The 26,053-nt window shown below is 61.3% G+C and carries 29 protein-coding genes; 14 read left to right on the top strand and 15 right to left on the bottom strand.

Annotation, left to right across the window (positions count from 1 at the left end):
- Positions 1–2: 2 nt before the first annotated feature.
- The 5 genes from rpsK (at position 3) to PGB28_RS18225 (ending at position 4,886) form a co-directional block, all read left to right on the top strand.
- The gene (rpsK, locus tag PGB28_RS18205) at positions 3–395 is read left to right on the top strand and encodes a 30S ribosomal protein S11 (RefSeq protein WP_271422959.1); all 393 of its coding nucleotides are present in this window, start codon (positions 3–5) and stop codon (positions 393–395) included.
- Positions 396–506: 111 nt separating this feature from the next.
- Complete coding sequence (locus tag PGB28_RS18210; RefSeq protein ID WP_271422960.1) at positions 507–1,523, top strand: DNA-directed RNA polymerase subunit alpha; 1,017 nt, start codon at positions 507–509, stop codon at positions 1,521–1,523.
- Positions 1,524–1,653: 130 nt separating this feature from the next.
- The gene (gene rplQ / locus PGB28_RS18215; protein WP_271422961.1) at positions 1,654–2,073 is read left to right on the top strand and encodes a 50S ribosomal protein L17; all 420 of its coding nucleotides are present in this window, start codon (positions 1,654–1,656) and stop codon (positions 2,071–2,073) included.
- A 106-nt stretch (positions 2,074–2,179) separates the two neighbouring features.
- A complete protein-coding gene (locus PGB28_RS18220) occupies positions 2,180–3,571 on the top strand; it encodes a trypsin-like peptidase domain-containing protein (RefSeq protein WP_271422962.1) in 1,392 nt (463 codons plus the stop codon).
- A gap of 4 nt (positions 3,572–3,575) precedes the next feature.
- Positions 3,576–4,886, top strand: a complete 1,311-nt coding sequence (locus PGB28_RS18225) for a replication-associated recombination protein A (RefSeq protein ID WP_271422963.1) — start codon at positions 3,576–3,578, stop codon at positions 4,884–4,886.
- Here the strand turns inward: PGB28_RS18225 and PGB28_RS18230 are convergent.
- Positions 4,870–6,225 carry a multicopper oxidase family protein gene (locus tag PGB28_RS18230; RefSeq protein ID WP_271422964.1) on the bottom strand — a complete coding sequence of 452 codons (1,356 nt, stop codon included), beginning with the start codon at positions 6,223–6,225 and terminating at the stop codon, positions 4,870–4,872. The two genes, PGB28_RS18225 and PGB28_RS18230, sit on opposite strands and share 17 nt — an antisense overlap.
- Before the next feature lie 107 nt (positions 6,226–6,332).
- On the opposite strand from PGB28_RS18230, the gene crcB reads away from it, so the two are divergent.
- From crcB to PGB28_RS18270, 8 genes are all read left to right on the top strand, one after another.
- Positions 6,333–6,710 carry a fluoride efflux transporter CrcB gene (gene crcB, locus PGB28_RS18235; protein WP_271422965.1) on the top strand — a complete coding sequence of 126 codons (378 nt, stop codon included), beginning with the start codon at positions 6,333–6,335 and terminating at the stop codon, positions 6,708–6,710.
- Entirely contained in the window at positions 6,707–7,750 is a 1,044-nt protein-coding gene (locus PGB28_RS18240) for an RluA family pseudouridine synthase (RefSeq protein ID WP_271422966.1), read from the top strand. Before crcB ends, PGB28_RS18240 begins: the two co-directional genes overlap by 4 nt.
- Positions 7,747–8,418, top strand: a complete 672-nt coding sequence (locus PGB28_RS18245) for an HAD-IA family hydrolase (protein WP_271422967.1) — start codon at positions 7,747–7,749, stop codon at positions 8,416–8,418. Before PGB28_RS18240 ends, PGB28_RS18245 begins: the two co-directional genes overlap by 4 nt.
- Positions 8,415–9,128 carry an ATP12 family chaperone protein gene (locus tag PGB28_RS18250; protein WP_271422968.1) on the top strand — a complete coding sequence of 238 codons (714 nt, stop codon included), beginning with the start codon at positions 8,415–8,417 and terminating at the stop codon, positions 9,126–9,128. The genes PGB28_RS18245 and PGB28_RS18250 overlap by 4 nt, the downstream gene beginning before the upstream one ends.
- 286 nt (positions 9,129–9,414) lie before the next feature.
- On the top strand, positions 9,415–10,431 hold the full coding sequence (locus tag PGB28_RS18255; RefSeq protein WP_271422969.1) for an amino acid ABC transporter substrate-binding protein: 1,017 nt from the start codon (positions 9,415–9,417) through the stop codon (positions 10,429–10,431).
- 130 nt (positions 10,432–10,561) lie between these two features.
- Positions 10,562–11,791, top strand: a complete 1,230-nt coding sequence (locus PGB28_RS18260) for an amino acid ABC transporter permease (protein WP_271422970.1) — start codon at positions 10,562–10,564, stop codon at positions 11,789–11,791.
- A 1-nt stretch (position 11,792) separates the two neighbouring features.
- Positions 11,793–13,088 (top strand): amino acid ABC transporter permease, encoded by a 1,296-nt coding sequence (locus PGB28_RS18265; RefSeq protein ID WP_271422971.1) that lies wholly within the window; start codon positions 11,793–11,795, stop codon positions 13,086–13,088.
- 15 nt (positions 13,089–13,103) lie between these two features.
- Positions 13,104–13,874, top strand: a complete 771-nt coding sequence (locus PGB28_RS18270) for an amino acid ABC transporter ATP-binding protein (RefSeq protein WP_271422972.1) — start codon at positions 13,104–13,106, stop codon at positions 13,872–13,874.
- 9 nt (positions 13,875–13,883) lie between these two features.
- On the opposite strand, the gene PGB28_RS18275 is transcribed toward PGB28_RS18270, so the two are convergent.
- From PGB28_RS18275 to rpmH, 14 genes are all read right to left on the bottom strand, one after another.
- Positions 13,884–14,375, bottom strand: coding sequence for a SixA phosphatase family protein (locus PGB28_RS18275; RefSeq protein WP_271422973.1), 492 nt, complete (start codon positions 14,373–14,375; stop codon positions 13,884–13,886).
- A complete protein-coding gene (locus PGB28_RS18280; RefSeq protein ID WP_271422974.1) occupies positions 14,372–15,043 on the bottom strand; it encodes a ferredoxin in 672 nt (223 codons plus the stop codon). Before PGB28_RS18280 ends, PGB28_RS18275 begins: the two co-directional genes overlap by 4 nt.
- On the bottom strand, positions 15,010–15,804 hold the full coding sequence (locus PGB28_RS18285) for a sterol desaturase family protein (protein ID WP_271422975.1): 795 nt from the start codon (positions 15,802–15,804) through the stop codon (positions 15,010–15,012). Before PGB28_RS18285 ends, PGB28_RS18280 begins: the two co-directional genes overlap by 34 nt.
- A 36-nt stretch (positions 15,805–15,840) precedes the next feature.
- Positions 15,841–16,713 carry an acetylglutamate kinase gene (argB, locus tag PGB28_RS18290; RefSeq protein WP_271422976.1) on the bottom strand — a complete coding sequence of 291 codons (873 nt, stop codon included), beginning with the start codon at positions 16,711–16,713 and terminating at the stop codon, positions 15,841–15,843.
- Positions 16,714–16,797: 84 nt separating this feature from the next.
- Entirely contained in the window at positions 16,798–17,448 is a 651-nt protein-coding gene (yihA, locus tag PGB28_RS18295; RefSeq protein ID WP_271422977.1) for a ribosome biogenesis GTP-binding protein YihA/YsxC, read from the bottom strand.
- On the bottom strand, positions 17,448–18,191 hold the full coding sequence (locus PGB28_RS18300) for an MOSC domain-containing protein (protein ID WP_271422978.1): 744 nt from the start codon (positions 18,189–18,191) through the stop codon (positions 17,448–17,450). The genes yihA and PGB28_RS18300 overlap by 1 nt, the downstream gene beginning before the upstream one ends.
- Positions 18,188–20,017, bottom strand: coding sequence for a membrane protein insertase YidC (yidC, locus tag PGB28_RS18305; RefSeq protein ID WP_271422979.1), 1,830 nt, complete (start codon positions 20,015–20,017; stop codon positions 18,188–18,190). Before yidC ends, PGB28_RS18300 begins: the two co-directional genes overlap by 4 nt.
- A gap of 108 nt (positions 20,018–20,125) precedes the next feature.
- A complete protein-coding gene (locus PGB28_RS18310; RefSeq protein ID WP_271422980.1) occupies positions 20,126–21,679 on the bottom strand; it encodes a putative bifunctional diguanylate cyclase/phosphodiesterase in 1,554 nt (517 codons plus the stop codon).
- A 59-nt stretch (positions 21,680–21,738) separates the two neighbouring features.
- Positions 21,739–22,608: a tRNA 2-thiocytidine(32) synthetase TtcA gene (ttcA, locus tag PGB28_RS18315; RefSeq protein WP_271422981.1), complete on the bottom strand. Its 870-nt coding sequence runs from the start codon at positions 22,606–22,608 to the stop codon at positions 21,739–21,741.
- Positions 22,609–22,677: 69 nt separating this feature from the next.
- The gene (rpiB, locus tag PGB28_RS18320; protein ID WP_271422982.1) at positions 22,678–23,133 is read right to left on the bottom strand and encodes a ribose 5-phosphate isomerase B; all 456 of its coding nucleotides are present in this window, start codon (positions 23,131–23,133) and stop codon (positions 22,678–22,680) included.
- Positions 23,134–23,240: 107 nt separating this feature from the next.
- On the bottom strand, positions 23,241–24,071 hold the full coding sequence (locus tag PGB28_RS18325; protein WP_271422983.1) for a GNAT family N-acetyltransferase: 831 nt from the start codon (positions 24,069–24,071) through the stop codon (positions 23,241–23,243).
- 115 nt (positions 24,072–24,186) lie between these two features.
- The gene (gene yidD, locus PGB28_RS18330; RefSeq protein ID WP_271422984.1) at positions 24,187–24,408 is read right to left on the bottom strand and encodes a membrane protein insertion efficiency factor YidD; all 222 of its coding nucleotides are present in this window, start codon (positions 24,406–24,408) and stop codon (positions 24,187–24,189) included.
- Positions 24,405–24,839 (bottom strand): ribonuclease P protein component, encoded by a 435-nt coding sequence (gene rnpA, locus PGB28_RS18335; protein WP_271422985.1) that lies wholly within the window; start codon positions 24,837–24,839, stop codon positions 24,405–24,407. The genes yidD and rnpA overlap by 4 nt, the downstream gene beginning before the upstream one ends.
- A 23-nt stretch (positions 24,840–24,862) precedes the next feature.
- Positions 24,863–24,997, bottom strand: a complete 135-nt coding sequence (rpmH, locus tag PGB28_RS18340) for a 50S ribosomal protein L34 (RefSeq protein WP_048599009.1) — start codon at positions 24,995–24,997, stop codon at positions 24,863–24,865.
- A 308-nt stretch (positions 24,998–25,305) separates the two neighbouring features.
- Here rpmH and PGB28_RS18345 point away from each other — a divergent pair, with 308 nt between their 5' ends.
- Positions 25,306–26,052 (top strand): TVP38/TMEM64 family protein, encoded by a 747-nt coding sequence (locus PGB28_RS18345; RefSeq protein WP_271422986.1) that lies wholly within the window; start codon positions 25,306–25,308, stop codon positions 26,050–26,052.
- Position 26,053 lies beyond the last annotated feature (1 nt).

Raw genomic sequence — 26,053 nt, forward strand, 5'->3', positions numbered from 1 at the left:
ACATGGCACGTGATACCCGTCGCGGAGGCAAGAAAAAGGTCTCCAAGAATATCGCCACCGGTGTGGCGCATGTGAACTCTTCGTTTAACAACACCAAGATCCTGATCTCTGACGTGCAGGGCAACGCCATTTCCTGGTCGTCCGCCGGCACCATGGGCTTCAAAGGCTCGCGGAAATCCACGCCCTACGCGGCGCAGATGGCCGCCGAAGACGCAGGTCGAAAGGCTCAGGAGCATGGCATGAAGACGCTGGAAGTCGAAGTTCAAGGCCCCGGTTCGGGCCGTGAATCGGCCCTGCGCGCGCTGGCTGCCATCGGTTTCAACATCACTTCGATCCGTGATGTGACCCCGATTGCACATAATGGCTGCCGCCCGCCGAAGCGCCGCCGCGTCTAAGACCAGATTTATTCGATTGGGGCCGCGCGTTTCGCACGGCCCCAATCCGTCATTTTAACCTCGGGCGCTTTTGCCTTTGGACATGGGGCAAGAGCAGGAATGGAGGGACGCATGATCCACAAGAATTGGGCAGAACTGATCAAGCCGACGCAGCTTGAGGTCAAGCCGGGCAACGACCCCGCGCGCCAGGCGACCGCCGTTGCGGAACCGCTGGAGCGTGGCTTTGGTCTGACGCTGGGCAATGCGCTGCGCCGCGTTCTGATGTCGTCGCTGCAAGGCGCGGCCATCACATCCGTTCAGATCGACAACGTGCTGCACGAGTTCTCAAGCGTTGCCGGTGTGCGCGAAGACGTGACCGACATCGTACTGAACCTCAAGGGCGTTGCAATCCGCATGGAAGTCGAAGGCCCCAAGCGCCTTTCGATCAATGCCAAGGGACCGGGCGTTGTCACTGCCGGTGACATTTCCGACTCCGCAGGCATCGAAGTGCTGAACCGTGATCACGTGATCTGCCACCTTGACGATGGCGCCGACGTGTACATGGAACTCACCGTGAACACCGGCAAGGGCTATGTTGCCGCAGACAAGAACAAGCCCGAAGACGCGCCCATCGGCCTGATCCCGATCGATGCGATCTATTCGCCGGTCAAGAAAGTGTCCTATGACGTGCAACCGACCCGTGAGGGCCAGGTGCTGGATTACGACAAGCTGACGCTGAAGGTTGAAACCGACGGTTCCGTCACTCCGGAAGACGCGATTGCCTATGCCGCGCGCATTCTGCAGGATCAGCTGTCGATCTTTGTCAACTTCGACGAGCCGGAATCGGCGCAGCGTCAGGACGACGATGATGGTCTCGAGTTCAACCCGCTTCTGCTCAAGAAAGTGGACGAGCTGGAACTGTCGGTGCGATCTGCGAACTGCCTGAAGAACGACAACATCGTTTATATTGGCGATCTGATCCAGAAGACCGAAGCCGAGATGCTCCGCACCCCGAACTTTGGCCGCAAATCGCTGAACGAGATCAAAGAGGTCCTGTCCGGCATGGGTCTGCACCTTGGCATGGATGTCGAGGACTGGCCGCCGGACAATATCGAAGATCTGGCCAAGAAATTCGAAGACGCGTTCTAAGAACGCTATTAGGTGCGCGTCCATCGCGCACCTTCACCACCCGGGCATCCGCCCCAAGGAGAACCGGTGACACGCATCGCCGGTCAGACAAAGCAAAAACGCCTGTAGAGGGCACATTAGGAGAACGACAATGCGTCACGCAAAAGGTTACCGCCGCCTGAACCGTACCCACGAGCACCGCAAGGCGCTGTGGGCCAACATGGCCGGCTCGCTCATCGAACATGAGCAAATCAAGACCACCCTGCCCAAGGCAAAAGAGCTCAAGCGCGTCATGGACAAGCTGATCACGCTCGGCAAACGCGGCGATCTGCACGCCCGCCGTCAGGCCGCAGCACAGCTGAAAGAAGACAAGGACGTCGCCAAGCTGTTCGAGGTTCTGGGCCCCCGTTATGCCGAGCGTCAGGGTGGTTACACGCGTGTTCTGAAAGCCGGTTTCCGTTACGGTGACATGGCCCCGATGGCGATCATCGAACTGGTGGACCGCGACGTGGACGCCAAAGGCGCGGCTGACAAGGCTCGCGTTGCAGCCGAAGAAGCTGCCGAAGAATAAATCGCCTGGTCAGGGACGATCAAAGGCCGCTCCGACCGGGGCGGCCTTTTTCGTTGCGCGACGCTGACTTGCAAAACTCCGGACCGGGGCGCATATCCTTGGCGTCATGAGATGGATCGCAATCAGCATCATCGCAATCCTCGGGATTGCGGCATATCACTTTCCGGCCACCGCCAAGGTGCCGCAAAGCCGTCCAGAAATCTCGCTGACATTCGCGCCGCTGGTCAAACAGGCCGCTCCGGCCGTGGTCAATATCTATGCCCGCCGCGTCGTGGCCGAGCGCAGCAACAGCCCTTTTGCCAATGATCCGTTCTTCCGCGAGTTTTTTCGCGATTTCGGCCAGATGCGGCCCCGGGTGCAGAATTCTCTGGGGTCGGGCGTGATTCTGTCCGAGGACGGGATCGTCGTGTCGAATTATCACGTGGTGGGGCAGGCGACCGATATCCGCGTGGTGCTCAACGACAGGCGTGAATTTTCCGCGCGGGTGCTTCTGGCGGATGAGGAAAGCGATCTGGCGATCCTGCAGCTCGACGAGGCAAACGACATGCCGCACCTGTCGCTGCGTGACAGTGATACGGTCGAGGTGGGCGAACTGGTGCTGGCCATCGGTAACCCGTTCGGCGTGGGCCAGACCGTGTCCAGCGGCATTGTCTCCGGCCTCGCCCGCTCCGGCACGGCCACGGGCAATGGGCGGGGCTATTTCATCCAGACCGATGCGCCGATCAACCCCGGCAATTCCGGTGGTGCGTTGATCGACGTCAACGGCGCGCTGATCGGGGTCAATACTTCGATCCTTACACGATCGGGCGGCTCCAACGGTATTGGCTTCGCCATTCCTGCCTCACTTGTTGCGCAGTTCGTGGCGCAGGCGCGCGAGGGGCTGACCCGCTTTGCCCGGCCCTGGGCCGGGATGAGTGGTCAGGCGGTGGATGCCGACCTGTCCGAGAGCCTTGGTCTCTCCGTTCCCGGCGGCGTTGTCGTGTCCGAGCTGCACCGTGCCAGCCCCTTTGCCGAAGCCGGGATCGAGGTGGGTGATGTGATCCTCGCAGTTGATGGCCAGCCGGTGAACACCCCGCCCGAGATGATCTATCGCATGGCAGTGCGTGGCATCGGGTCCAGCGTTGACGTGACTTTCGCCCGGCAAGGCCGCGAAGATACGGTGGACGTGGCGATGATCGCCCCGCCCGACATCCCGCCCCGGAATGAAATCACGCTTGGCCGCGGCGACCTGATCGAGGGGTTGACCATCGCCCGCGCCAACCCGGCGGTGCAGGACGAACTGGGCTTGCCTGCGGGGGCGGAAGGCGTGGTGGTCACAGACCCCGGCGAGATCGGTGCGCGGCTTGGGCTGCAACGTGGCGATGTGATTGAAGCGATCGGTCGCGTCCGGATCGAGGCACCGGATGACGTGGCGCGCATCCTGCGCCGCGCCTCGGGTCGGGTCGGGATGCAGGTTCTGCGTCGTGGACAGCGGGTTGTCCTGCGGTTCCGGGTCTGAGCGAATGGCGGATCTCTTCGACACATCGGCAGATGCGCCCCCCGATACCGCGCCGCGCCCGCTGGCCGATCGGCTGCGCCCGAAAACGCTGGACGAGGTGATCGGGCAGGAACAGGTTTTGGGACCGGATGCGCCGCTTGGCGTGATGCTGAAATCCGGCTCGCTGTCCTCGCTGGTCTTTTGGGGGCCGCCCGGCGTGGGCAAGACCACCATCGCCCGGCTACTCGCCGATGCAACCGATCTGCATTTCGTCCAGATCAGCGCAATCTTCACTGGCGTCCCGGAACTGCGCAAGGTGTTCGAGGCCGCCAAGCATCGCCGGGCCAACGGGCAGGGGACGCTGCTCTTTGTCGATGAGATCCACCGCTTCAACAAGGCGCAGCAGGACGGGTTCCTGCCGCATATGGAGGACGGCACGATCCTGCTTGTCGGGGCGACCACGGAAAACCCGTCCTTTGAACTGAACGCCGCTGTTCTAAGTCGCGCGCAGGTGCTGGTCCTGACGCGGCTGGACCTAGCGGATCTTGAGCGGTTGGCGCAACGGGCCGAGAAGGAACTTGACCGCGCCCTGCCGCTGGATGGCCCAGCGCGGGAGGCTCTGTTGGAGATGGCCGATGGCGACGGGCGCGCGCTGCTCAATCTCATTGAACAGGTCATGGCATGGGACGTTGACGGCAAACTGGACCCAAAGGCGCTTTCGTCCCGGCTGATGCGGCGCGCGGCGCAATATGACAAATCCGGGGACGCGCATTACAACCTGATCTCCGCTTTGCATAAATCGGTGCGCGGCTCTGATCCCGACGCCTCGCTCTATTGGTTCGCGCGGATGCTGGAGGGCGGTGAAGACCCGCGCTTTCTTGCCCGTCGTCTCACGCGCATGGCGGTGGAGGATATCGGGCTGGCCGATCCGCAGGCGCAGGCGGTCTGTCTGCAGTCATGGCAGACCTATGAGCGGCTGGGCAGCCCGGAGGGAGAGCTGGCGCTGGCGCAGGCGGTGATCTATCTCGCGCTCGCGCCGAAATCCAACGCGGGGTATGTGGCTTATAAAGGCGCGCGTAAATCGGCCAAGGCCACCGGGTCCGAGCCGCCGCCCAAACATATCCTGAACGCGCCGACATCGCTCATGAAGGATCAGGGATATGGCGATGGCTATGCCTATGATCACGACGCCGAGGACGGTTTCTCGGGGCAGAACTATTTCCCCGAAACCATGAAACGCCCCGTGCTCTACAGCCCTGTCGAGCGCGGGTTCGAGCGGGAGCTCAAGAAACGCGTGGATTATTTCGCCAAGCTCAGGCTCAGGCGCGAACCCTGATCCATGTGCCCATCCCCGCCGCGTGATGGGACAGCATGTGACAATGAAACAGCCAGTCGCCGGGGTTATGCGCGTTGAAGGCCACTTCGCGGGTTTCCCCCGGGTTCACCAGCAGCGTATCGCGCAAGGGGCCCATCCCCGCCTCGGTCACTTCCTGAAAATGATGCCCGTGCAGGTGCATCGCATGGGGAAAGGCCGTGTCATTGATCATCGGCACACGCACCGTTTCGCCCAACGCGGCCTCGATCAGCGGCGCCTCCTGCCGCCCCACCGCGCCGTTGAAGGCCCAGAACATGCCACGGCTCGCCAGATCGCGCATGCCCATGTCCTCGCCCTGGTAGACCGCGCTTTGCAGCCCGCGCATCGCGCCGCCTTCCATCCGCAAGGGAACAGAGCGTGCGGCGTCGATCTCCAGTGCGTGAACCTCATTCGGCGGCAGCGCATCGGGTGCCGGGCGCGTGGCCTCTGACCTGCCCGAGATGTGGAACGTGGCCTGCGCATAGCCGCCCGAACGGTCATATTGCACGAGGAACGCCTCATCTTCGGCCACCACATCCACGATCAGATCCATCCGCTGCGCCGGGGCCAGTGCAAAAGTCTCGCCGGGGCGTTCCGGGGTTTGCAACGGCATCCCGTCCAGCGCCACCACCCAGCCCTCCAGCCCCTGCAGGCCAAGCTGGAACACCCGCGCATTGGCCGCATTGATCAGACGCAGGCGCAGCCTTTCGCCCCGTTTCACATCAAATCGCGCGTCCATCATCCCGTTGGTCAGGATCAGGTTGCCCATGCGCCCCGCATGCGACCCGTCATGCCGGTTGTCGAAATCCTCCGAGATACTGGCATCCTGCACGAGCCGGATATCATCCAGGACCAGCGTCAGGTCGTGGTTCACATCCGGGCGCTCTGGCTCGTCAATGATCAGGGGGCCATAGAGCCCGCGCTCGACCTGTTCCACGCTTTGAGCATGGGAATGATACCAATAGGTTCCCGCGTCCTTCAGATCAAAGGCGTAATCAAAGCTTTGCCCCGTCTCGATCGGCGGTTGGGTCAGCCCCGGCACCCCGTCCATCGCATTGGGCAGGCGCAGCCCGTGCCAATGCACGCTTGTTGCCTGCGGCAGGTCGTTCTTGACGCGAATATCGAGCCGCTCGCCCTGCGCAAAACGCAGCGCTTCTCCCGGGAAGGTCCCGTTGAAGGTCCAGAGCGCGGTGTCGGGATAGTCAGCCGGTGCGATTTGATGGCGCGATGGACCAGCGGTCAGGCTGCGGCGCGGCGTGGCAAGTGCGGGCAGGGCGGTTATCGAAAGGGCAGAGCCAAGAAATGCGCGGCGGGACAGCATGGGCAAACTCCTTTGCCGCAGATCATAGGTGGTAGGCCGCGCCGAACAAGTCCCCACGACGCGGCCGCCGCTTGACATGTCCGTGACGGCGCGCGATGGACGCCCCCATGATGATCACCCTCCTTCAAGTGGCCCTTGGCGGGGCCATCGGCGCCTCGGGGCGCTACCTGACCGGCGTACTGGCCGTGCGGTTGATGGGGCATGGCTTTCCATGGGGCACCTTGGCGGTGAACGTGATCGGCTCTTTCGCGATGGGTGTGCTGGTGGTGGTGCTGGCGCATTACCATGCGACACGGTTTGCGCCGCTGCTGATGACCGGTGTGCTGGGCGGGTTCACCACCTTCTCGGCCTTCTCGCTGGACGCGGTGACATTATTTCAACGGGGCGCTCTGGGGACAGCCGCGCTCTATGTCGGGGCCTCGGTGGCGCTGGCATTATTGGGGATGGTGCTGGGCATGATCGCCGCACGGGGGTATTTCGCATGAGCGGTGTTCAGAAACAGATCGTCTCGGACGAGGACGCGGGCCAGCGCATTGACCGCTGGCTGCGCCGGATGTTCCCGCATTTGCAGCAAGGCCGCATCGAGAAGATGTGCCGCAAGGGCGAGCTGCGCGTCGATGGCGGGCGGGTCAAATCCGCCACGCGGCTGGAAGCGGGGCAGGAGGTGCGCATTCCGCCCATCCCCGATGCAGGGGCCACGCCGCCGCCCGCGCGGACCCGTGTCTCTGACAAGGACGCCAAGCTGATCCGCGATTGCGTGATCTGGCAGGATGATCACATCATCGCGCTGAACAAGCCGCCGGGCCTGCCCACGCAGGGCGGCAGCAAACAGACCCGTCATGTGGACGGGTTGTCAGAGGCGCTGCAGGGCGATTTCGAGGACAAACCGCGCCTTGTGCATCGGCTGGACAAGGATACATCGGGCGTGCTGCTTCTGGCACGGACCCGACAGGCGGCCAGCAAGCTTACGGCGGCAATCCGGCACAAGGAAACGCGCAAAATCTATTGGGCCGTCGTGGCCGGCGTGCCGACGCCTTATCTGGGCGAGATCAAATACGGGCTGGTCAAGGCAGGCGGCCATGGCAGCCGCGGCGAGGGCGAAAAGATGATCGCCGTGCATCCGCGCGAGGTGGACAGCACGCCGGGCGCCAAGCGCGCGCTTACGCAATATGCCACGCTCTACCGCGTCGCCAGCCGCGCGTCCTGGGTGGCGATGGAGCCGATCACGGGCCGCACCCACCAGCTTCGCGCGCATATGGCCGAAATCGGACATCCAATCATCGGCGACGGCAAATATGGCGGTTCGGGGCAGGAGAACCTTGGCGATGGCTGGGGCGCGAAACTGGGCGGGATCATCTCGAACAAGCTGCACCTGCATGCGCGTATGATGCGTTTCGAACATCCCGTGACGGGCAAGGTGATCACAGTGACCGCGCGGTTGCCCGAACACATTGCGCAGACATTCGAGACGTTGGGCTGGACCGAAGACCTCGCCGCGGAAGACCCGTTCGAGAGCCTCAGATGAGCGACCTCCGGCTGGTCATCTTTGACGTGGATGGCACGCTTGTCGACAGCCAGGCGGATATCCTGCGCGCCATGCAAGAGGCGTTCGGGGCGCTGGATTTGCCCGCGCCGCCACGCGAAGCGGTTCTGTCCATCGTCGGTCTGTCTTTGCCGCAGGCGATTGCAGAGCTGGCTCCCGATCAGAACCCGGAGACACAGGCGGGCATCGTGACCGCTTACAAAGATGCCTATGCCAGTCACCGGCGCATGGGCGCGACCTCACCGCTCTATCCGGGGATCGCCGAGACACTGGCCGCGCTGAACGCGCGCGAAACATGGTTGCTGGGCGTTGCGACGGGCAAATCGCGGCGCGGCCTGACGGCGCTTCTGGACGCGCACGGAATGCGGAATACATTCGTCACCGAACAGGTATCGGACTTTCACCCGAGCAAGCCGCATCCCGCCATGCTGCATGCAGCGCTGAGCGAGACAGGGCTTGATCCGGAACATGCGGTCATGGTCGGTGACACCAGTTTTGATATGGAAATGGCGCGCGCGGCTGGCATCTTTGCCATCGGGGTGAGCTGGGGCTATCACCCGCGAGAACGCCTTGGGGCGGCGGATGTGATCATTGATCAGGTTACGCAGTTGCCGGGAGTGCTGGAGCAGTATTGGGGGTTTTCAACATGAGCGAATGGAAAGCAAATCGGTTTTGGAAGGAGACCCTCGTGAGCGAATGCGAGGATGGCTTCGCGGTGCAGTTGGACGGGCGTCCGGTGAAAACCCCGGCCAAAGCGGCGCTTGTGCTTCCGACCCGGGGATTTGCCGATGCGGTTCGCGCCGAATGGGATGCGGTCGAGGAGTTGATCGACCCCAATAAAATGCCGTTTACCCGCACGGCCAATGCCGCGATTGACAAGGTTGTGCTCCAACATGGCGAAGTGGCTGACATGATTGCTGACTACGGTGGCACGGACCTTCTCTGCTACCGCGCAGATTCGCCTGCAGAGCTGCGCGCGCGGCAGGATGCGACGTGGGACCCATTGCTGGACTGGGCAACGCAGACATATGGTGCAAAGCTGGAGGTGACCTCCGGCGTGATGCATCTGGCGCAGTCCGAGGCTGCGCTCGCGCCCTTGCGCAAGCGCGTTCATGAGGCCAGCAATTTTGAACTGGCCGCGTTGCATGATCTGGTGTCCTTGTCGGGATCGCTTGTCATCGGCCTTGCGGCGACCAAGCAGGTTCAGCCCGACGACGCGCTTTGGGCCATGTCCCGCATCGACGAGACCTGGCAGGAAGAGCAATGGGGCGAGGATGAAGAAGCCAGCGCCCAGGCCGAGATCAAACGGCAGGCCTTTTTGCATGCAGCGCGTGTCTGGCGCCTGTCGCAGGTAGAATAACACGGGCACACAGGGCCGGGGGTATAACGGTCCGACCGTTTCTTGTGCACCAGGCATGCGTTCTGGCGCGAATGTTGCGCAGCGGCTTGCTTTACCTTTGGTCCCCCTTGCGTCAAGTGGCCAAAAACCCCCCGTTTCACTTGACCTTCATTCAGGAATCCGCCCACACTCGCAGCCGTTAGGGGGGGCGAGGCCCTCTTGCATTGAGATTGCCGCCGTTGCGGTGGCCACGACCGCCCTGGAAGGGAGACATTTTCCGGGTGGCTATAAACAGGAAGAGGTAACTATGAATAAATCCGTATTTCTTGGCGCGCTGACTGTTGCAGGTCTGGCGGCAGGTGCTGCGGCAGCTGGTACGCTGGACGATGTCAAGGCGCGCGGCAAGCTCAACTGCGGTGTGGTGACCGGGCTGGTCGGTTTTGGCGCGCCAGATGCAAATGGCGAATGGCAAGGCTTCGATGTCGCCGTGTGCCGCGCCGTCGCTGCTGCCGTTCTTGGTGACCCAACCGCCGTGGAATTCGTGCCAACGACCGCCAAGACGCGTTTCACCGCGCTGGCCTCGGGCGAGATCGACATGCTGGCCCGGAACACCACATGGACCTTCTCGCGTGACGTAGACCTGAAGTTCGAATTCGTCGGCATCAACTACTACGACGGTCAGGGCTTCATGGTTCCGAAGGAACTGGGCGTGTCCTCGGCCAAGGAACTGGATGGCGCGACCATCTGCATCCAAACCGGCACCACAACCGAGCTGAACCTCGCGGATTTCTTCCGCAAGAACAACATCAGCTATGAACCGGTTCCGATTGAGACCAACGCAGAAGCGCAGCCGCTGTACCTGGAAGGTGCCTGTGACGTCTACACCACGGACGCATCCGGTCTGGCCGCAACCCGTGCCGCCTTTGAAAACCCGGGCGATCACGTTGTTCTTCCCGAGATCATCTCCAAAGAGCCGCTCGGCCCGCTGGTCCGCCATGGCGACAACGACTGGGGTGACGTGGTTCGCTGGACTCTCAACGCGCTGATTGCTGCGGAAGAATACGGTGTCACCTCGGCCAATCTCGAAGAGATGTCGGCCGGCACTGACAATCCGGAAATCAACCGTCTGCTCGGTTCCGAGGGCACGCTGGGCGAAATGCTCGGCCTGTCGGCTGACTGGGCCAAGCAAGCGATTGCTGCAGGCGGCAACTACGGTGAGCTGTTTGAGAAGACCATCGGTGAAAACACTCCCGTTGGTCTGGCACGCGGTCTGAACGCACAATGGACCGATGGCGGCCTGCTCTACGCACCGCCGTTCCGTTAATCGGATCCACGGAAGAGGGCGCTAGCAGCGCCCTCTTTTTCCCATCACAATAAAAAATCCGCCACCGGCATCAGAGCAGGACAACCTGCCAGCCTCTTAAAAACCCGGCGGAAACACAGGGATCAAATTCATGTCGACGTTATCCGACCCACCGGCGGAGTCGTTTCGGCTGTCCCAGCTGATCAACGACAAACGCTACCGATCCATTACATTTCAGTTCATCGCCCTGCTGGGTCTGATCGTGGTCATGGCCTATCTGGGCTGGAATCTCGTGCAGAACCTGGCTGCGGCCGGGTTGAATCTGTCCTATGGGTTCCTGGGCGAACCCGCTGGATATGACATCAACCAGACGCTGATTGAATACACCAGCCAATCGAGCCACTTGCGCGCTGCCGTGGTGGGTGTGCTCAACACCTTGCTGGTGGCCGTTGTCGGTTGTTTCCTTGCGACGGTGATCGGCGTTGTCGTCGGTGTCTTGCGTCTGTCAAAGAACTGGCTCGTGCGCAAGCTGATGGCTGTCTATGTCGAAATTTTCCGCAACGTGCCGGTGCTGATCTGGATCCTGATCATCATGGCGGTGTTCGTTGCCGTGCTGCCGCAACCGCGTGATTTCCGGGGTGACAATCCCGAGGCGTCGATGCTGTGGGAGGCCTTTGCCTTTACCGGGCGCGGGTTCTATTCGCCACGTCCCTTCTTCACTGCGGAATGGGCCGCAGGTGGCACTGGCTGGCTGATTGTGATCGCGCTTCTGGTTGCCGGGTTCTTCGGTGCCCGTGCCCTGGCGAATTGGGCCACCAAGACCCAGGAAGCAACCGGCGTACGTCCGACCACCTGGTATTACACGCTGGCCATCTGGTTTGGTCCCCTGATTATTGCACTCATTGCCATGGGGCTGAGCTGGGAAATGCCGGAGCTCAAGGGCTTCAACTTCCGTGGTGGCATCTTCATGCGGAACTCGCTGATCGCGTTGACCTTTGCGCTGGCGATCTACACGGCGGCCTTTATCGCGGAAAACGTGCGTGCCGGTATCCTTGCCGTGAGCAAGGGCCAGACCGAGGCCGCGGCCTCGCTTGGTCTGCGTCCCAACCGGATCATGAACCTTGTGGTTCTGCCGCAGGCGCTGCGCGTCATCATTCCGCCGCTGATTTCGCAATACCTGAACCTGACCAAGAACTCGTCGCTGGCTATCGCCGTGGGCTATATGGACCTGACCGGCACGCTTGGCGGGATCACGTTGAACCAGACGGGCCGTGCGATTGAATGCGTGCTGCTTCTGATGCTGTTCTACCTGACGATCTCGTTGGGCATCTCGGCCATCATGAACGTCTACAACAACGCCGTTAAGCTGAAGGAGCGCTGAGATGTCTGATACACATGCGCAAACCGTCGCCTACGTGCGTGAAACCATGCTGCCGGAGCTAGAGCCCCCGGCCACCGAACGTGGCGTGATCAAATGGATGCGGGAGAACCTCTTTGCGGGATGGTTCAACTCCATCCTGACCATCTTTGCAGCCTACGTCATCTACAAGATCGTGGTGGGGGCGTTGCCCTGGTTCGCCAACGGTATCTGGACAACGGATTCGCTGGCCGAATGTCGCGAAATCCTGCAAGGCGCGACGGGGGGCTGTTTCTCGGTCCTGACGGAACGCTGGAACCAGCTCTTGTTTGGGTTCAAATACCCCGATGACCAGTACTGGCGCCCGACGCTGGCCTTCGTGGTCATGCTGGTCTCGATCGCTCCGGTGCTGTTCAGCCACCTGCCGCGCAAGATGCTGATCCTGACCGGACTGTTCCCTTTCGTGGCCTTCTGGCTGATCTGGGGCGGGACAATCCTTGCCCCGCTGGTGGCGCTGCTTGGCTTTGTCGCGGCCTATATCGCCTTTAAGAAAGTCGAACATCAAAGCTTTGCCATGGGGCTTCTCGCCGGTCTGATCACGGCCATCGTGGTCTGGTTCGTCGGCGGGTTCGTTTCGGGGGCGGCGTCGAATGTGCTGGCGCTTGAGCCGGTGGCCTCGCGCGACATGGGCGGCTTCATGCTGAACATGATCCTCGGCACCGTCTGTGTGTCCTTGTCGCTGCCCATTGGTATCTGCCTTGCGCTGGGCCGTCAGTCGGACATGCCGATTATCAAGTGGATCTGCGTGGTCTTCATCGAATTCATCCGGGGCGTGCCGCTCATCACCTTGCTTTTCGTGGCGAACGTGGTGCTGGCCTATTTCCTGCCTCCGGGCACGAATTTCGACCTGATCGTGCGGGTGATCATCATGATCACGGCCTTCTCTTCGGCCTATATCGCCGAGGTGATCCGGGGCGGTCTGGCGGCTCTGCCGCGCGGTCAATACGAGGCGGCGGACAGTCTTGGCCTCGACTATGCGCAGGCCACCCGCCTGATCATCATGCCGCAGGCGCTCAAGATCTCGATCCCGGGCATCGTGAACGTGGCGGTGGGGCTGTTCAAAGACACCACGCTGGTCTCGGTCATCTCGATGTTTGACCTTGTGGGCATGATCCGCGGTCCGATCCTCGCCTCGACGGAGTGGAACGGCGTCTACTGGGAGCTTTGGGGCTTCGCGGTCTTCGTGTTCTTCATCGTCTGCTACGGCATTTCGCAATATTCACAATGGCTGGAGCGTCAGCTTCAGACCGATCACCGTTAAGGGAGGGTTTCACAGATGGCTGAAGCTGCTCAAAATCTGCATATCTCCGACGAAGTCGCGATCCAGATTGACAACATGAACAAGTGGTACGGCACGTTCCACGTTCTGCGCGACATCAACCTCACCGTTCACCGTGGCGAGCGGATCGTGATCGCGGGTCCGTCCGGGTCGGGTAAATCCACGCTTATCCGGTGCATCAACGCACTGGAAGAGCACCAGAAAGGGTCGATCACCGTGGACGGCACGCTGCTGTCCTCGGATCTCAAGAATATTGACAAGATCCGCTCCGAGGTCGGGATGGTGTTCCAACACTTCAACCTTTTCCCGCATCTGACGATCCTTGAGAATTGCACGCTGGCCCCGATCTGGGTGCGCAAGACGCCCAAGAAAGAGGCCGAGGAGATTGCCATGCATTTCCTCGAAAAGGTGAAGATCCCGGAACAGGCAGACAAATATCCCGGCCAGCTTTCCGGTGGTCAGCAGCAGCGTGTGGCCATCGCCCGGTCGCTCTGCATGCGTCCGCGCATCATGCTGTTCGATGAACCCACCTCGGCGCTTGACCCCGAGATGATCAAGGAAGTGCTCGACACCATGGTGAGCCTTGCCGAAGAGGGCATGACGATGCTCTGCGTGACCCACGAGATGGGCTTTGCCCGTCAGGTGGCGAACCGTGTGATCTTTATGGATGCGGGCCAGATCGTCGAACAGAACGAACCCGAAGAGTTCTTCAACAACCCGCAGAATGAGCGGACGAAGCTCTTCCTGAGCCAGATTCTGGGACATTGATCCGGTCGATCACACCAGTTCTCTGGGAATAACGAAATCAATCGGGGCGGCGGTACCAAAGCGTATCGCCGCCCAGTTTGTTTCAGGGAACTCCGCGACCAGCGTGGCACAGGTCGGGTAATCGTAGAAGCGCTCATGCGCAGGGTCATGCGTGACAAGCCGCGCGGAAAACTCCGCAATGCCGGGATTGTGGCCCAGCATCAGCACGGTTTGCCCTTCGGCCTGTTGCAAAGCATCCATCATCGCCGCCGGTCCGGCGTGGTAGAGCGATGACTGGTAGTCAACGGGACTGGTGAGGCGCAGCCGCTCAAAGGTCTCTTGCGTGCGCAGGGACGACGACGAGAGCGCCAGATCCGGTAGGTATCCTTTGTCCCGCAACCAATCCCCCAGTGCATCTGCCGACCGTCGTCCGCGCTTGTTCAGGGGGCGGTCATGGTCAGCCTGCCGGGGATCATCCCAGCTTGATTTCGCGTGGCGCATCAGGATCAGGCGAAGGGTCATGTCGGGTGAAACGATCTCATGTGAAAAGCCGATTGCGCTTCGGGGCGGCCATAGCTCTGGCTCACGGGACAGGCCCGGCGTACCGCGCAACCGCGTGTCATGCAATCGCGGGTTTCATCCCGATCCAGCCAGTCCTTGCATTTGGGAACGTCATAAGCCTGCCCTTCGGCCAGCGCTCCGACCGGGCAGGCGATGAGGCAGGGGCGATCCGCGCAGTTGAGGCAGGGCGAGGGTGGCGGGTTAGGCAGGTCAACGTTCTCGCGCAGCGCCAGCGCGCCGCGAAAGGACACCATCAGCCCGGCAAGGTCATGCACAAGGATACCGGCGGGCGAATTATGCACGCGCCTCGTTGCCTTGGCCCAGGCGATGAAAGGCGCATAGGGCGGGCCATCCGAGGGGAACAGCGCCTCTGCGCCCAGTTCTGCGGCCCAGTCGCCGAGGACGCGCTTGGACCAGCGATCAAGAGGGTCCGGGGCGCCATCCTGATATTCAGGGGTTGCTTGAAAGGCAGGCCAGAATGCGGGTTCGGCGGGGCCGATCATCAACAGCGTGTGGCATCCCTCAGGTGCGCCGTGCTCCGGCCCGGGATGAAACCCGCCCAGAATGCGCAGATGCCGCGCCTCGGCGTCCCAGCTTAGCGCTTCATAAACGGCAGCCACAAGGCCCATCCCAGCTTTGAAGGCCGCTCGTCCTGCCACTCAAGCCCGATCTGCATCCCTTCATGCCCGGCCTCAGGCTGGGCGATGTAGGTGCCAAAGAGGCGGTCCCAGATCGACAGGGAAAACCCGTAATTGCTGTCATGTTCGTGGCGGTGCACGGAATGATGAACGCGGTGCATATCCGGTGTCACCAGAACCCGGCGCAGCACCGCATCCAGCCAGAGCGGCAATTTAAGGTTGGAGTGATTGAACATCGCCGTGCCGTTCAGGATGATCTCGAACAGGATCACCGCCAGCGCCGCCGGTCCCAGCAAATACACCAAACCGATCTTGAGCAGCATGGACAGGGCGATCTCGACCGGGTGAAAGCGGATAGCCGTCGTCACGTCGATATCCGTATCGGCGTGATGAACCCGGTGCAGCCGCCACAGGATCGGCACTTTATGGGTGATCAGGTGCTGCGCCCAGATCGCGAAATCGAGGATGAGGATCGCAAGGACAATTTCGAGCCAGCCCGGCCAGTCCAGCGCGTTGAACAGCCCCCAGCCATTTGCGCCCGCATCTACCGCCGCGCCCACGGCCAGCAGCGGCAGGCCGATGGCCAGAGCCCGCAGTGTCAGTGTGTCGATGATGATGATCGCCCAATTGGTCGTCCAGCGCCGCAGACGCGGCTGACCCAGCGCGCGCCGCGGGGCGCGCGTTTCGAGAAAGGCGAACAGGCTGAACAGCCCCGCAAAGACAACAAGACGGATGAGCGCTTCGTTTTCCATGCGTTCAGATATATGCGGCAGACCGCATATGACAACTCACGTTTTCGGGGCCTCGCGAATAAGCGATCCGGCCCCGTGTTCGGTATAAAGCTCCAGAAGACAGGCATTGGGCGCGCGCCCGTCGAGTATCACAACCGCGCGCACGCCACGTTCGATCGCGTCAAGCGCGGTCTCTGTCTTGGGAATCATCCCCCCTGCAATCACGCCCTCGCTGGTCATTTCTCGGATCTGCGCGGCGGTCAGTTCAGTCACCACGTCGCCCGCTGCATTCTTGACCCCGGCCACATCGGTCAACAAAAGCAGCCGGTCGGCCTTGAGCGCGCCAGCGATGGCCCCAGCGGCGGTGTCGCCGTTGATGTTGAACGTCTCGCCCGCCCGGCCTGCGCCCAGCGGGGCAATCACCGGGATCGTGTTGGATCGGAACATGTCATGTAGAACAGCGGTGTTGATCTTTGCCGGCGTGCCTACAAAACCCAGATCGGGATTGGTCTGGTCACAGACGATGAGGTTGGCATCCTTGCCGGACAGGCCCACGGCCTTGCCGCCCTGACCATTGATGGCCTGCACGAGGCGCTTATTCACCAGCCCCGACAGCACCATTTCCACCACTTCCACAGTGGCCTTGTCCGTCACCCGCTTGCCATTCACGAAAGTCGAGGTGATCCCCAGCTTGTCCAGCATGGCGTTGATCATCGGTCCGCCGCCATGCACGATCACCGGGTTTACGCCCACCTGCTGCATGAGCACCACGTCGCGGGCAAACTCCTCCATCGCCTCGTCGCTGCCCATGGCGTGACCGCCCAGCTTGATGACAACTATGGCGTCGGTATAGCGCTGCAGATAGGGCAGGGCCTGAGACAGCGTGCGGGCGGTGGCGATCCAGTCGCGATTCATATCCTGGGTTTTCATCCTTTGTCCCTCTTGGTGCTCTGTTATCCCAAGCACGGGACCAAGGCGCAAGCGTAGGGTGGGCAATTCCTGCCCACCAAACCATCAAACAAGGGAGGCAATAATCGCCCGAAGCGTTCCAATCCCGTCGCCCTTTTCGCTCGACGTCAGGACGATCTCGGGAAAGGCCGCCGGATGCTGGCTGAGCTTACTGCGCACCTGGGTCAGCACCTTCTCACGATCCGCCGCCTTGACCTTATCGGCCTTGGTCAGCACGCATTGGAAGGTCACTGCGCTCTTGTCCAAAAGCGTCAGGATCTCTTCATCCACCTTCTTGATCCCGTGCCGCGTGTCGATCAGCACAAAGGCCCGGCGTAGCGATTGGCGGCCCGAGAGATACTGTTTCAACAGCTTCTGCCATTTCTCCACCACCGGCAGCGGCGCATTGGCATATCCATAGCCCGGAAGGTCCACGAGGTAATGATCCTCGCCACAGGTGAAAAAGTTGATCTCCTGCGTGCGCCCCGGCGTATTCGACGCCCGCGCCAATCCCTTGCGGCCGGTCAGCGCGTTGATCAGGCTGGATTTGCCCACATTGGAACGCCCGGCAAAGCACACTTCGATCCGGTCATCGGGCGGCAGGCCAGACATAGCCACCACGCCCTTGAGGAAATCGGTATTCCCCGCGAACAGCTTGCGGCCCTTTTCCAGGCTCAGTGCATCGGGGTCTTCGGCCAGAGGGAAAGGCAATTGCATCAGGCTCGTCCTATCGTGTCGCCGACGGCGACGTCACCCGCCTGCACCACCTCGGCGCGCACGGAGAAATCACGGTGTCCCCAACTGTCCAGCGCGCCAAGCACATTGGCGTCGCGGGTGCCGGTGTCGGGGTTGTTATGCGTGGCAAGGCAGCGGTCGGTGCGTTCGCGGGGGATGACAATGGCGGTGCCGATACGGACTTCCCGGTCGATCCAGTCGAATTCTTCCCACGGCGCCAGCCCGTCGAACCAGAAATTCCCGCGCCACCGCTTGATCGACAGCTCCTGTCCCACCCGTTGTTCCACCGCGCGGTGCGATGACATGTTGCACAGCGTGACAGATGGGAAATCGCTGTCCGAAAACCCCTGTCCTGTGCCGCGAATAACCCGGGCCGATGCGGCACGGTTTTCCGGGATCAACCCGCCCGCCCATGCGATCAGCTTGTCGCCTTCATGATCCGGTTGGAACGTCAGCGAACCCAACTCGGGGTGGGTCAGCGTCACGGTTTCGGTCGCCTCGTCAAGATCGGCGGTGATGGCCGACAGGCCCGGGGCCTTGGACACACGCGAAAAATTGGCACAGGACACCCATTTCGAGCCGTCCGCCTCCGAGGCCTCATGTGCCACGCCCCAGACCCGGTCCCAGGGCATCATATGCCCTTCCTCCAAAGAGACACGAGCCACGGTCTGAAGACCGTGGCTCTTGATTGGGTGGCGGAAGATCTGAGTGATCCTGCCGGTCATTTCTTGTCTGCCTCGCGTGGCTTCCGTTTTATGCTCGACTTGATGTTGCCGAACACGTCGGGCTTGTACCCGTGGCTCCGCATGATCAGGTACTGCTGAATGAACGTGATCGTGTTGTTCGCGATCCAGTAGACCACCAGCCCGCTGGCGAAGGAGCCCAGCATGAACATGAACACCCATGGCATCCAGGCAAAGATCATCTGTTGCGTGGGGTCGGTGGGTGCCGGGTTCAGCTTTTGCTGCAGCCACATCGAGATACCAAGCAGCAGCGGCAGGATCCCGATGAAGATCAGCGCAAGGATCGAGCCCGGTTCTGGCGTGCCCCAGGGCAGGACGCCCCAGAGGTTATAGAGCGACGACGGATCGGGTGCCGAAAGGTCCTTGATCCAGCCGATCCAGGGCGCGTGCCGCAGTTCCAGCGTGACGAAAATCACCTTGTAGAGCGAGAAGAAGATCGGGATCTGCAGCAGGATCGGCAGACAGCCCGAGGCCGGGTTGACCTTTTCCTTCTTGTAGAGCGCCATCATCTCCTGCTGGAGCTTCTGACGGTCTTCGCCCGCGCGTTCCTTGATCTTTTCCATTTCCGGCTGAAGCTCTTTCATCTTCGCCATGGAGGCATAGGATTTATAAGCCAGCGGGAAGAGCAGCGCCTTGATCAGGATGGTCAGACCGATGATGGCCCAGCCCATATTGCCGATCATCGCATTGAGCCAGTGCAGCACGGCGAAAATCGGTTTCGTCAGGAAAAAGAACCAGCCCCAGTCGATGGAATCGAGGAACCTGTCAACGCCGCCCTTTTCATAGTTGCGTATCGCTTCCCATTCCTTGGCACCTGCAAACAGCTGCGTGGTCACGGCGACCTCTTCGCCCGCTGCCAGTTGGCGTGTGGGGAGTACGGCTTCGGTCTGGTAGATGTCGCGGCGCGCATCGTATTTGGCCACGGATTTGAAAGCGCTGCCCGGTTGCGGGATCAGCGTTGCCATCCAGTAATGCTCGGTGAAGCCGATCCAGCCGTTCTCGCTGACTTGTGTCACCTCGGCGCGGGCGCCTTCGGCGGGGTCGACGTCGAAATCGGGCATGTCTGCATAATCGATCTCGGCCAGTTCGCCGTCGGCCATGGCCACAACACCCTCATGCAGGATAAAGAAATTCTTGAGGTCCTGCGGCTCGCCGTGACGGGCCAGAATGCCATAGGGGGCCATGGACACGGTGCCAGCGCCGCTATTGGCCACTTTCTGGGTCACGGTGAACATGTAGTTTTCGTCAACGGCAATTTCGCGCGTGAACAAAAGACCGTTGCCACTGTCCCAGGTCAGGGTGACGGGGGTGTCCTCAGTCAGGGTCACGCCTTCGCTGACCTGCCACTCGGTGTTGGGACCGGGGACGTCATCAAGGTTCAGACCCTGACCCGGCGCCCAGCCATAAAGCGCGTAATAGGCGCCCTGGCTGCCCACGGGTTTGAGCAGATCAACAATCGGCGCGCCCTCGTCCAGTGTGACGCGGTAATCCTTGAGCGCCAATGTGTCGATCCGGCCACCAAGCGCCGAGATGCTGCCGGACAGGCGCGCGGTTTCGATGGCAATGCGCGCGGCGTCAGACGCCTCGTCGGCGGCCGTTTCCTCGGTCGCGGGCGTTGTGCCCGGAGCGGCTGCCGGAGTATCGGCAACCCTGGTTTCTCCTCCCGGCGTGACCCCCGCCTCGGACTGCGTAGGCGCGTTCGGGTCCGTTGGTTCGGGTTCCGGCGGAGGAAACAGCACGAACCAGATTAGGATCACGACAAAGCTGAGCGCGGTTGCGAGGATAAGGTTCTTGTTCTGATCGTCCATGAGGGACTGCCACCTGTCCTTAGTTCATCAGGCCGCGTTCAACAGAGTGTGGGGCCAAAGGTCAAGGGCAGAGTGGCAGAAAGCAGCTGCCTGCGTCCATTCGCGGCCCTAATTGAGCCGGGTTTTCGGAGTTGCTTCGCTGCAAGCGCCGTGCAGCCGCGTTTCATGGGCGGTAATCCAGTCGGGCAATTGCGCAAGCGGCATGGGACGGGCAATTCCGAATCCCTGCAGATGTCCGCAGCCAAGCTCGGTCAGCACAACCTGTTCGCCGATCGTTTCCACGCCTTCGGCCAATGTGTCGAGCCCAAGCTCCTGGGCCATGGAAATGATGGTCGATACCATGCGGCGCTGGTCCGGGTCCTGGTCGCAATGGACGACAAATGAGCGGTCAATCTTCAACCGGTCGACCGCGAAACGCCGCAAGGATGTGATCGACGCATGCCCGGTGCCGAAATCGTCAAGGTCGATCCGGCAGCCGGCCTCTGAAAGTGCTGCGATATTGCGTACGGTGATATCGTCGGGCGATTCCGCGACCACCTGTTCCAGAATCTCGACGCATAGCCGTTCCGGCGCAATTGCAAAACGGTCAAGCTCCCACGCGACCCGGTCAGGCAGCTTTGGGTTGCGTAAATCCGACAAAGAGAAATTCACCCCGATGACCGGCAGATCGAGACCACGCTGGTCGAGGTCTTGCAGCATCGACAGCGCGTGATAGAGCATGTCTTCCCCCAACCTGTCCAGAAACCCATTCCGCTCGACAAGCGGCAGGAATTCATCAGGGGGAATCAGCCCGCGATCCGGGTGCTCCCAGCGCGCCAGCGCCTCACAGCCGGTGATCGCTTTGCTGACCGTGTCAATCTGGGGTTGGAACCAGGGTTTGATATGTCCCGCTTCAAGTGCGGCAGCCACGTCCAGCGCTTCCTTGTCAGCCGATCTTTTGATCATCGCCATGCCCGGAGAATAGGCGCGGATCGCGGATGGCCCGTTGCGCCGGGCAGTGATCAGAGCGGTTTCCGCCGCTTCGACAAAATGCATGGTATCCTGGCCGGGGCTGTCACGCAGGAGGCACAGGCCGACCGATGCCGAGACATAAGCGGAGACCCCATCCAGCCTTACAGGGTCTTCCAGGGTGGCCTGCAGACGCACGGCAAGTTGAATGCACGCTTCGATATCCAAATGTGGCACCGGATCCAAAATGATGCCGAATTGCCAGTCCGACAGCTTTGCAAACTGGTCGCCGCCCCGTGTCGCGGCACGCAGCCGCTTGGCAAGCTGTTGCTGGATCCGGTCGCAGCCGCCGGTCCCGAATCGTTCCGGCAAGACCGCAGCGTCGTCGATTTCCAGGATGATACAGGCCGTGCCCTTGCCCGTGGCTTCGCTGCAGGAAATTGCTTGGGCGCACCAGTTTTCAAAATGTGACGCCAGTCCAAACCCTGTGACCGGATCTGCGCCCGCTATATGCGGGGTGCGATCACGTCCCGCGATCAGCAGCAACCAGAGCATCGGCAGCCCGAGCGCGAAGAAAGCGAGGAACACTTCGCCCCCCAGAAGATAGCCGGCAAAGGCCAGGATGGGAAAAACCGCTGGCAGCCAGCTGTTATTGACCAGTTTGCCGACCAGGTGGCGAAAATCTGCAGCGAAAGACCGAGTTGTGTGTCGCATGCCCTGTGCCTGTCCATGAAGTACAGGACCAGGATAGGCGCGGATGTCTCACCCGGATGTTAACGCAGCTTCGGGATATCTTCGGGGTTTTCTTCGAATTTTCCCGATCCACGCTCGAGACCCGCAAAATCAAACAGCTTCGGGTCCAGCAGATGGGAGGGGCGCGCATTCATCAAAGCGCGGAACATCACCTGCCTGCGCCCTGGGCTGTTGCGTTCCCAACCGTCGAGGATCTGCTTGACCTGCTGGCGCTGCAACCCGTCCTGCGACCCACAGAGGTCACAGGGGATAATGGGATACTGCATTGAATTCGCAAATTTTTCGCAATCGGCCTCGGCCACGTAAGCCAGCGGGCGATAGACGAACAAATCGCCTTCTTCATTGACCAGCTTTGGCGGCATCGTGGCCAGACGCCCGCCATGGAAGAGGTTCATGAAGAAGGTTTCAAGAATGTCGTCGCGGTGGTGGCCCAGGACCACGGCCGAGCACCCCTCTTCCCGTGCAATGCGATAGAGATTGCCGCGGCGGAGCCGTGAACATAGCGCGCAATAGGTGCGCCCCCGCGGGACCTTGTCCACCACCACGGAATAGGTGTCCTGATACTCGATCCGGTGTTCGACACCCATTTCCTCAAGGAATTCGGGCAGCACTGTCGCGGGAAACCCCGGCTGCCCCTGATCAAGATTGCAGGCCAGAAGCTCCACCGGCAGCAGCCCGCGCCATTTCAGCTCGTGCAGCACCGCCAGAAGCGTATAGCTGTCCTTACCCCCTGACAAACAGACCAGCCAGCGCGCGCCGCGTTCGATCATGCCGAAATGTTCAATCGCTTCACGCGCCTGCCGCACGACGCGTTTGCGCAGCTTCTTGAACTCGGTGGTCGAGGGGGCCCCGGCAAAGAGCGGGTGGATATCGTCAGGTGTGTCCAGCATGGCGCGGGTTTATGCCTGTTGGCGTGATCTGGCAAGAACGGTGCGCAGGTGAATGCGCACGCTGCGGCGTCAGCCCTGTGCTTCGATCGCAGTGATCATGTCCACGCGCGTGCCATGGCGGCCGCCTTCGAACTCGGCAGACAGGAAGGCATCGACAATGTCCAATGCCAGCGCATCACCCACAACGCGCGCGCCGAGGGAGAGCATCTGCGCATTGTTATGCTCGCGGATCATCCGGGCCGAAAACGTGTCCATGCAGACGCCACAGCGGATGCCCGGCACCTTGTTGGCGGCCATCATGATGCCCTGACCGGTGCCGCAAAGGATAATGCCCAGATCGGCCTCGCCCGCTGCGATCTTGCGCGCGGCGGCTTCGCCATGCTTGGGGTAATGTGTGCTTTCGGTCGTGGTTGGACCGATGTCTTCGACCTCGAACCCCTTGGCCGAGATATGGGCGGCGATGGCCTGACGCAGGTCAATGGCGGCGTGATCGCTGGACAGCACGATGCGTTTGGCGGTGGTCATGGGCACATCCCTTTGGCTTTATGTTGGACGGGTCATAGCAGAGGGAGCGCAGAGGTCCAGAGCGCGGCGCAGGGTTGGTGCTTGGAGGGATCGAACGGTCGTGCGTTTTAACCCGATGATGTGCCACGAAGAGACGCTGACCAATTGTCACGTGACAATCGATAAGTTGCCCAAGCTGGGTTTTCCAACCCGCTTTTCAGATCATCCATAATCTTGGTTTGCAGGTCTTCTGTGCACGCCAAGGCGTCAGGAAGAGTGTTGATAATTCGCTGAAATGCCGCCTCGGAATCCAGCAGGTTTTCCGCCGCCAATTGTCCAATGCGTATGGACACCTGACGCAGCGTCTCATCGAAATCTTCGCCTCGGAGTTGAGATGCGCGCCAAAGATCGAATTCCAGAACCTCTTTCATGCGCGCTTCGCCGAATGTGTTTCTGAGCGTGTGTCGCTTTGCCCGGACAAAGCCCAACCGGCGTTGGACGGCATCGCTAGCTGGATTCAGGTTTGGCCAAACGCGGGTGTAGATCGCATCGGCGTCTGAGGTTTCGAAAACATGCTCACAAAGTATACGAGATGAATCGCTTGATACCCCTTGGCCCCAGTAAGCCCGGGCGACGGCAACAAATGTTGCTACTGAGTTGGCTGGGAGGCCAGGAGCAACAAATACGCCACGGATCCCCACGAACTGATTGTCCCGTGACTCGTCACGGATCGTCCAGAGGCCGATATGTTCAGCAGTACCGATGTTCTTTTTCCCGTCGATTGCAAGAGTATCAATCCAGGCGTTGGTTGCGGCCAAGGCGCCTTCGCGGGACGAGACATTGTGGACAAGCGTTTTGGCGACCTCGGTATCTCCAAAAATATATTCCGCCACATCCGGACGGTCCCCGACCATGCACGGTTGAATCCGGTATCCAGAACGCTTGAGGATGGCTTTCAAATTGTTTTCCTACCCTGATCAAGCTTCCCGCAAGTTAAGGCCCGCGGTCAAGGGTGGGATCGAAAAGAGCGCGTGGTGGAGGGATGGTCCGGCCAAGCCCGGATTTTGGCCTTTCTCAATCCGGCACGTTATCCACGCCGCTTTTGCCCCACGGGTGACACCGCAGGATGCGGCGCAGGGCGAGGTAGCCGCCCTTGATCCCGCCATGTTTTTGCAAGGCTTCCATGGCGTAGGCCGAACAGGTCGGGTGATAGCGGCAATTATGCCCGACCCATGGTGAGAAGACCGCGCGATAGCCACGCACGGGCAAGGACAGGAGCCACGCCAGCGGGCTCATTGCGCACCTCCGTGCACCTTGCGCAGCGCATAGCAGAGGTCCTTTTGCAGATCGGTAAAGTCGCGCGCGGCGGTGTTCCCGGCCTTGCCGATCAGCACGTAGTCCCAGCCGGGGCGGCCCAGTTCGGGCAGGATCAGGCGGGCGATCTCGCGCAAGCGGCGTTTGGCGCGGTTGCGGGCCACGGCATTGCCGACCTTTTTGGAACAGGTGAAGCCCACGCCAATCGCGGGATCATCATCGCCGCGGTTGCGTGCTTGCAGCAAAAAACCGCCCGTGCCCTGTTTGCGGGCGCGCGCGGCGGCGAGGAATTGCGGGCGTTTGGACAGCGTGCGGAGCACAGCTCGTGACGCAACCGGGTACGAAGAAACCGCCGGGCTGCGGTCCTCCCGGCTGGCGCTGTCGCCATCCAAGGGGGCCTCCGGCGGTGTCATCGCGGGTCAGTCTTGAGACGCGCTTAGGCGCTCAGCGACTTGCGGCCACGGGCGCGACGCGCGTTCAGGATCTTGCGACCGGCTTTGGTGGCCATACGCGAACGGAAACCGTGGCGCCGCTTGCGCACGAGGTTCGAGGGTTGATAGGTGCGTTTCATCGCTCCGTCTCCGAATTCTGGGCCGCACGCTCTCCATCACGCGGATTCGCGCGGCAGCAAATTGAAGCCCGTGCTATAGGGGGGCTTTGGAGCCAAGTCAAACCCTGTTGGCTGCGAAATCCGGTCCCCTGCAACATTTCCGGGGTTGGCTACGTGAGAAATGTTACAAAAGCGGGTCGCACCGCGTGTTTTCTAACGAAACCCGTCACCTGAGATCAAGCGGGCGTGACCATGCTGTTGCGGCACTGGCCCGGGGCCCATGTTTTGAGCAAGAAAGCCACTGCCCTTTTCAGGAATAGCCTAATAGCATGACCGATATGACCTCACCCCAGCCCGCGCCGGACGCCAAGCCCGGCCTGACCCGACACCTTCCGCTTCTGACTATCCTTGTGGTGGCGGTGATCGGGTACTTCACGTTGCGCGATTACATCACCTTTGACACGTTGCGCGACAATCGCGAACTGCTCCTGGGGTGGCGCGATTCGAACTATGCGCTGGTGGCGCTGAGTTTCGTGGGCATCTACGTGTTGATCGTGGCGTTTTCATTGCCGGGCGCGGCGGTGGCGTCGGTCACTGGCGGCTTCCTGTTCGGTCTTGCTGCGGGCACCGGATTGAACGTGCTGGCCGCCACCATCGGGGCCACGGCTATATTCCTCGCGGCGCGCTGGGGGTTGGGGGCCTCGCTGACCGCCAGGCTTGAGGCGTCGGAGGGTACGATCAAACGGCTCAAGGACGGGCTGCGCGAAAACGAGATCAGCGTGCTGTTGCTCCTGCGACTTGTCCCGGCGGTGCCGTTTTTCGTGGCCAACCTGTTGCCCGCGCTGGTCGGTGTGAAATTCCGCAACTTTGTCTGGACCACGGCGCTGGGCATCATCCCCGGCGGGCTGGTCTTTACATGGATCGGCGTGGGGCTGGGCGAGGTGTTCGACCGGGGCGAAAGCCCGGATCTGAGTCTGTTGTGGGAGCCGCATATCATCGGGCCGCTGCTGGGGCTTTCGGCTCTGGCCGCGCTGCCAATGGTTATCAAAGCCGTGCGCGGCAAGCCGGGGGTCTGAG

Source organism: Primorskyibacter aestuariivivens (genome assembly GCF_028023675.1).
Classification (GTDB): domain Bacteria; phylum Pseudomonadota; class Alphaproteobacteria; order Rhodobacterales; family Rhodobacteraceae; genus Marinovum; species Marinovum aestuariivivens.

What these genes read in the sequence shown, in the direction of transcription:
- PGB28_RS18280 (WP_271422974.1), bottom strand. Translation starts at nt 15,043, where the DNA reads ATGGGCCTTGTGGCTGCCGTTTATGAAGCGCTAAGCTGGGACGCCGAG.
- PGB28_RS18300 (WP_271422978.1), bottom strand. Translation starts at nt 18,191, where the DNA reads ATGACCGGCAGGATCACTCAGATCTTCCGCCACCCAATCAAGAGCCAC.
- PGB28_RS18285 (WP_271422975.1), bottom strand. Translation starts at nt 15,804, where the DNA reads ATGGAAAACGAAGCGCTCATCCGTCTTGTTGTCTTTGCGGGGCTGTTC.
- PGB28_RS18265 (WP_271422971.1), top strand. Translation starts at nt 11,793, where the DNA reads ATGTCTGATACACATGCGCAAACCGTCGCCTACGTGCGTGAAACCATG.
- PGB28_RS18245 (WP_271422967.1), top strand. Translation starts at nt 7,747, where the DNA reads ATGAGCGACCTCCGGCTGGTCATCTTTGACGTGGATGGCACGCTTGTC.
- yihA (WP_271422977.1), bottom strand. Translation starts at nt 17,448, where the DNA reads ATGCAATTGCCTTTCCCTCTGGCCGAAGACCCCGATGCACTGAGCCTG.
- PGB28_RS18275 (WP_271422973.1), bottom strand. Translation starts at nt 14,375, where the DNA reads ATGACCCTTCGCCTGATCCTGATGCGCCACGCGAAATCAAGCTGGGAT.
- PGB28_RS18255 (WP_271422969.1), top strand. Translation starts at nt 9,415, where the DNA reads ATGAATAAATCCGTATTTCTTGGCGCGCTGACTGTTGCAGGTCTGGCG.
- argB (WP_271422976.1), bottom strand. Translation starts at nt 16,713, where the DNA reads ATGAAAACCCAGGATATGAATCGCGACTGGATCGCCACCGCCCGCACG.
- rpsK (WP_271422959.1), top strand. Translation starts at nt 3, where the DNA reads ATGGCACGTGATACCCGTCGCGGAGGCAAGAAAAAGGTCTCCAAGAAT.
- rnpA (WP_271422985.1), bottom strand. Translation starts at nt 24,839, where the DNA reads ATGACACCGCCGGAGGCCCCCTTGGATGGCGACAGCGCCAGCCGGGAG.
- PGB28_RS18345 (WP_271422986.1), top strand. Translation starts at nt 25,306, where the DNA reads ATGACCGATATGACCTCACCCCAGCCCGCGCCGGACGCCAAGCCCGGC.
- PGB28_RS18225 (WP_271422963.1), top strand. Translation starts at nt 3,576, where the DNA reads ATGGCGGATCTCTTCGACACATCGGCAGATGCGCCCCCCGATACCGCG.
- ttcA (WP_271422981.1), bottom strand. Translation starts at nt 22,608, where the DNA reads ATGCTGGACACACCTGACGATATCCACCCGCTCTTTGCCGGGGCCCCC.
- PGB28_RS18260 (WP_271422970.1), top strand. Translation starts at nt 10,562, where the DNA reads ATGTCGACGTTATCCGACCCACCGGCGGAGTCGTTTCGGCTGTCCCAG.
- rpiB (WP_271422982.1), bottom strand. Translation starts at nt 23,133, where the DNA reads ATGACCACCGCCAAACGCATCGTGCTGTCCAGCGATCACGCCGCCATT.
- crcB (WP_271422965.1), top strand. Translation starts at nt 6,333, where the DNA reads ATGATGATCACCCTCCTTCAAGTGGCCCTTGGCGGGGCCATCGGCGCC.
- yidD (WP_271422984.1), bottom strand. Translation starts at nt 24,408, where the DNA reads ATGAGCCCGCTGGCGTGGCTCCTGTCCTTGCCCGTGCGTGGCTATCGC.
- PGB28_RS18220 (WP_271422962.1), top strand. Translation starts at nt 2,180, where the DNA reads ATGAGATGGATCGCAATCAGCATCATCGCAATCCTCGGGATTGCGGCA.
- PGB28_RS18310 (WP_271422980.1), bottom strand. Translation starts at nt 21,679, where the DNA reads ATGCGACACACAACTCGGTCTTTCGCTGCAGATTTTCGCCACCTGGTC.
- rplQ (WP_271422961.1), top strand. Translation starts at nt 1,654, where the DNA reads ATGCGTCACGCAAAAGGTTACCGCCGCCTGAACCGTACCCACGAGCAC.
- PGB28_RS18210 (WP_271422960.1), top strand. Translation starts at nt 507, where the DNA reads ATGATCCACAAGAATTGGGCAGAACTGATCAAGCCGACGCAGCTTGAG.
- PGB28_RS18270 (WP_271422972.1), top strand. Translation starts at nt 13,104, where the DNA reads ATGGCTGAAGCTGCTCAAAATCTGCATATCTCCGACGAAGTCGCGATC.
- PGB28_RS18230 (WP_271422964.1), bottom strand. Translation starts at nt 6,225, where the DNA reads ATGCTGTCCCGCCGCGCATTTCTTGGCTCTGCCCTTTCGATAACCGCC.
- PGB28_RS18250 (WP_271422968.1), top strand. Translation starts at nt 8,415, where the DNA reads ATGAGCGAATGGAAAGCAAATCGGTTTTGGAAGGAGACCCTCGTGAGC.
- yidC (WP_271422979.1), bottom strand. Translation starts at nt 20,017, where the DNA reads ATGGACGATCAGAACAAGAACCTTATCCTCGCAACCGCGCTCAGCTTT.
- rpmH (WP_048599009.1), bottom strand. Translation starts at nt 24,997, where the DNA reads ATGAAACGCACCTATCAACCCTCGAACCTCGTGCGCAAGCGGCGCCAC.
- PGB28_RS18240 (WP_271422966.1), top strand. Translation starts at nt 6,707, where the DNA reads ATGAGCGGTGTTCAGAAACAGATCGTCTCGGACGAGGACGCGGGCCAG.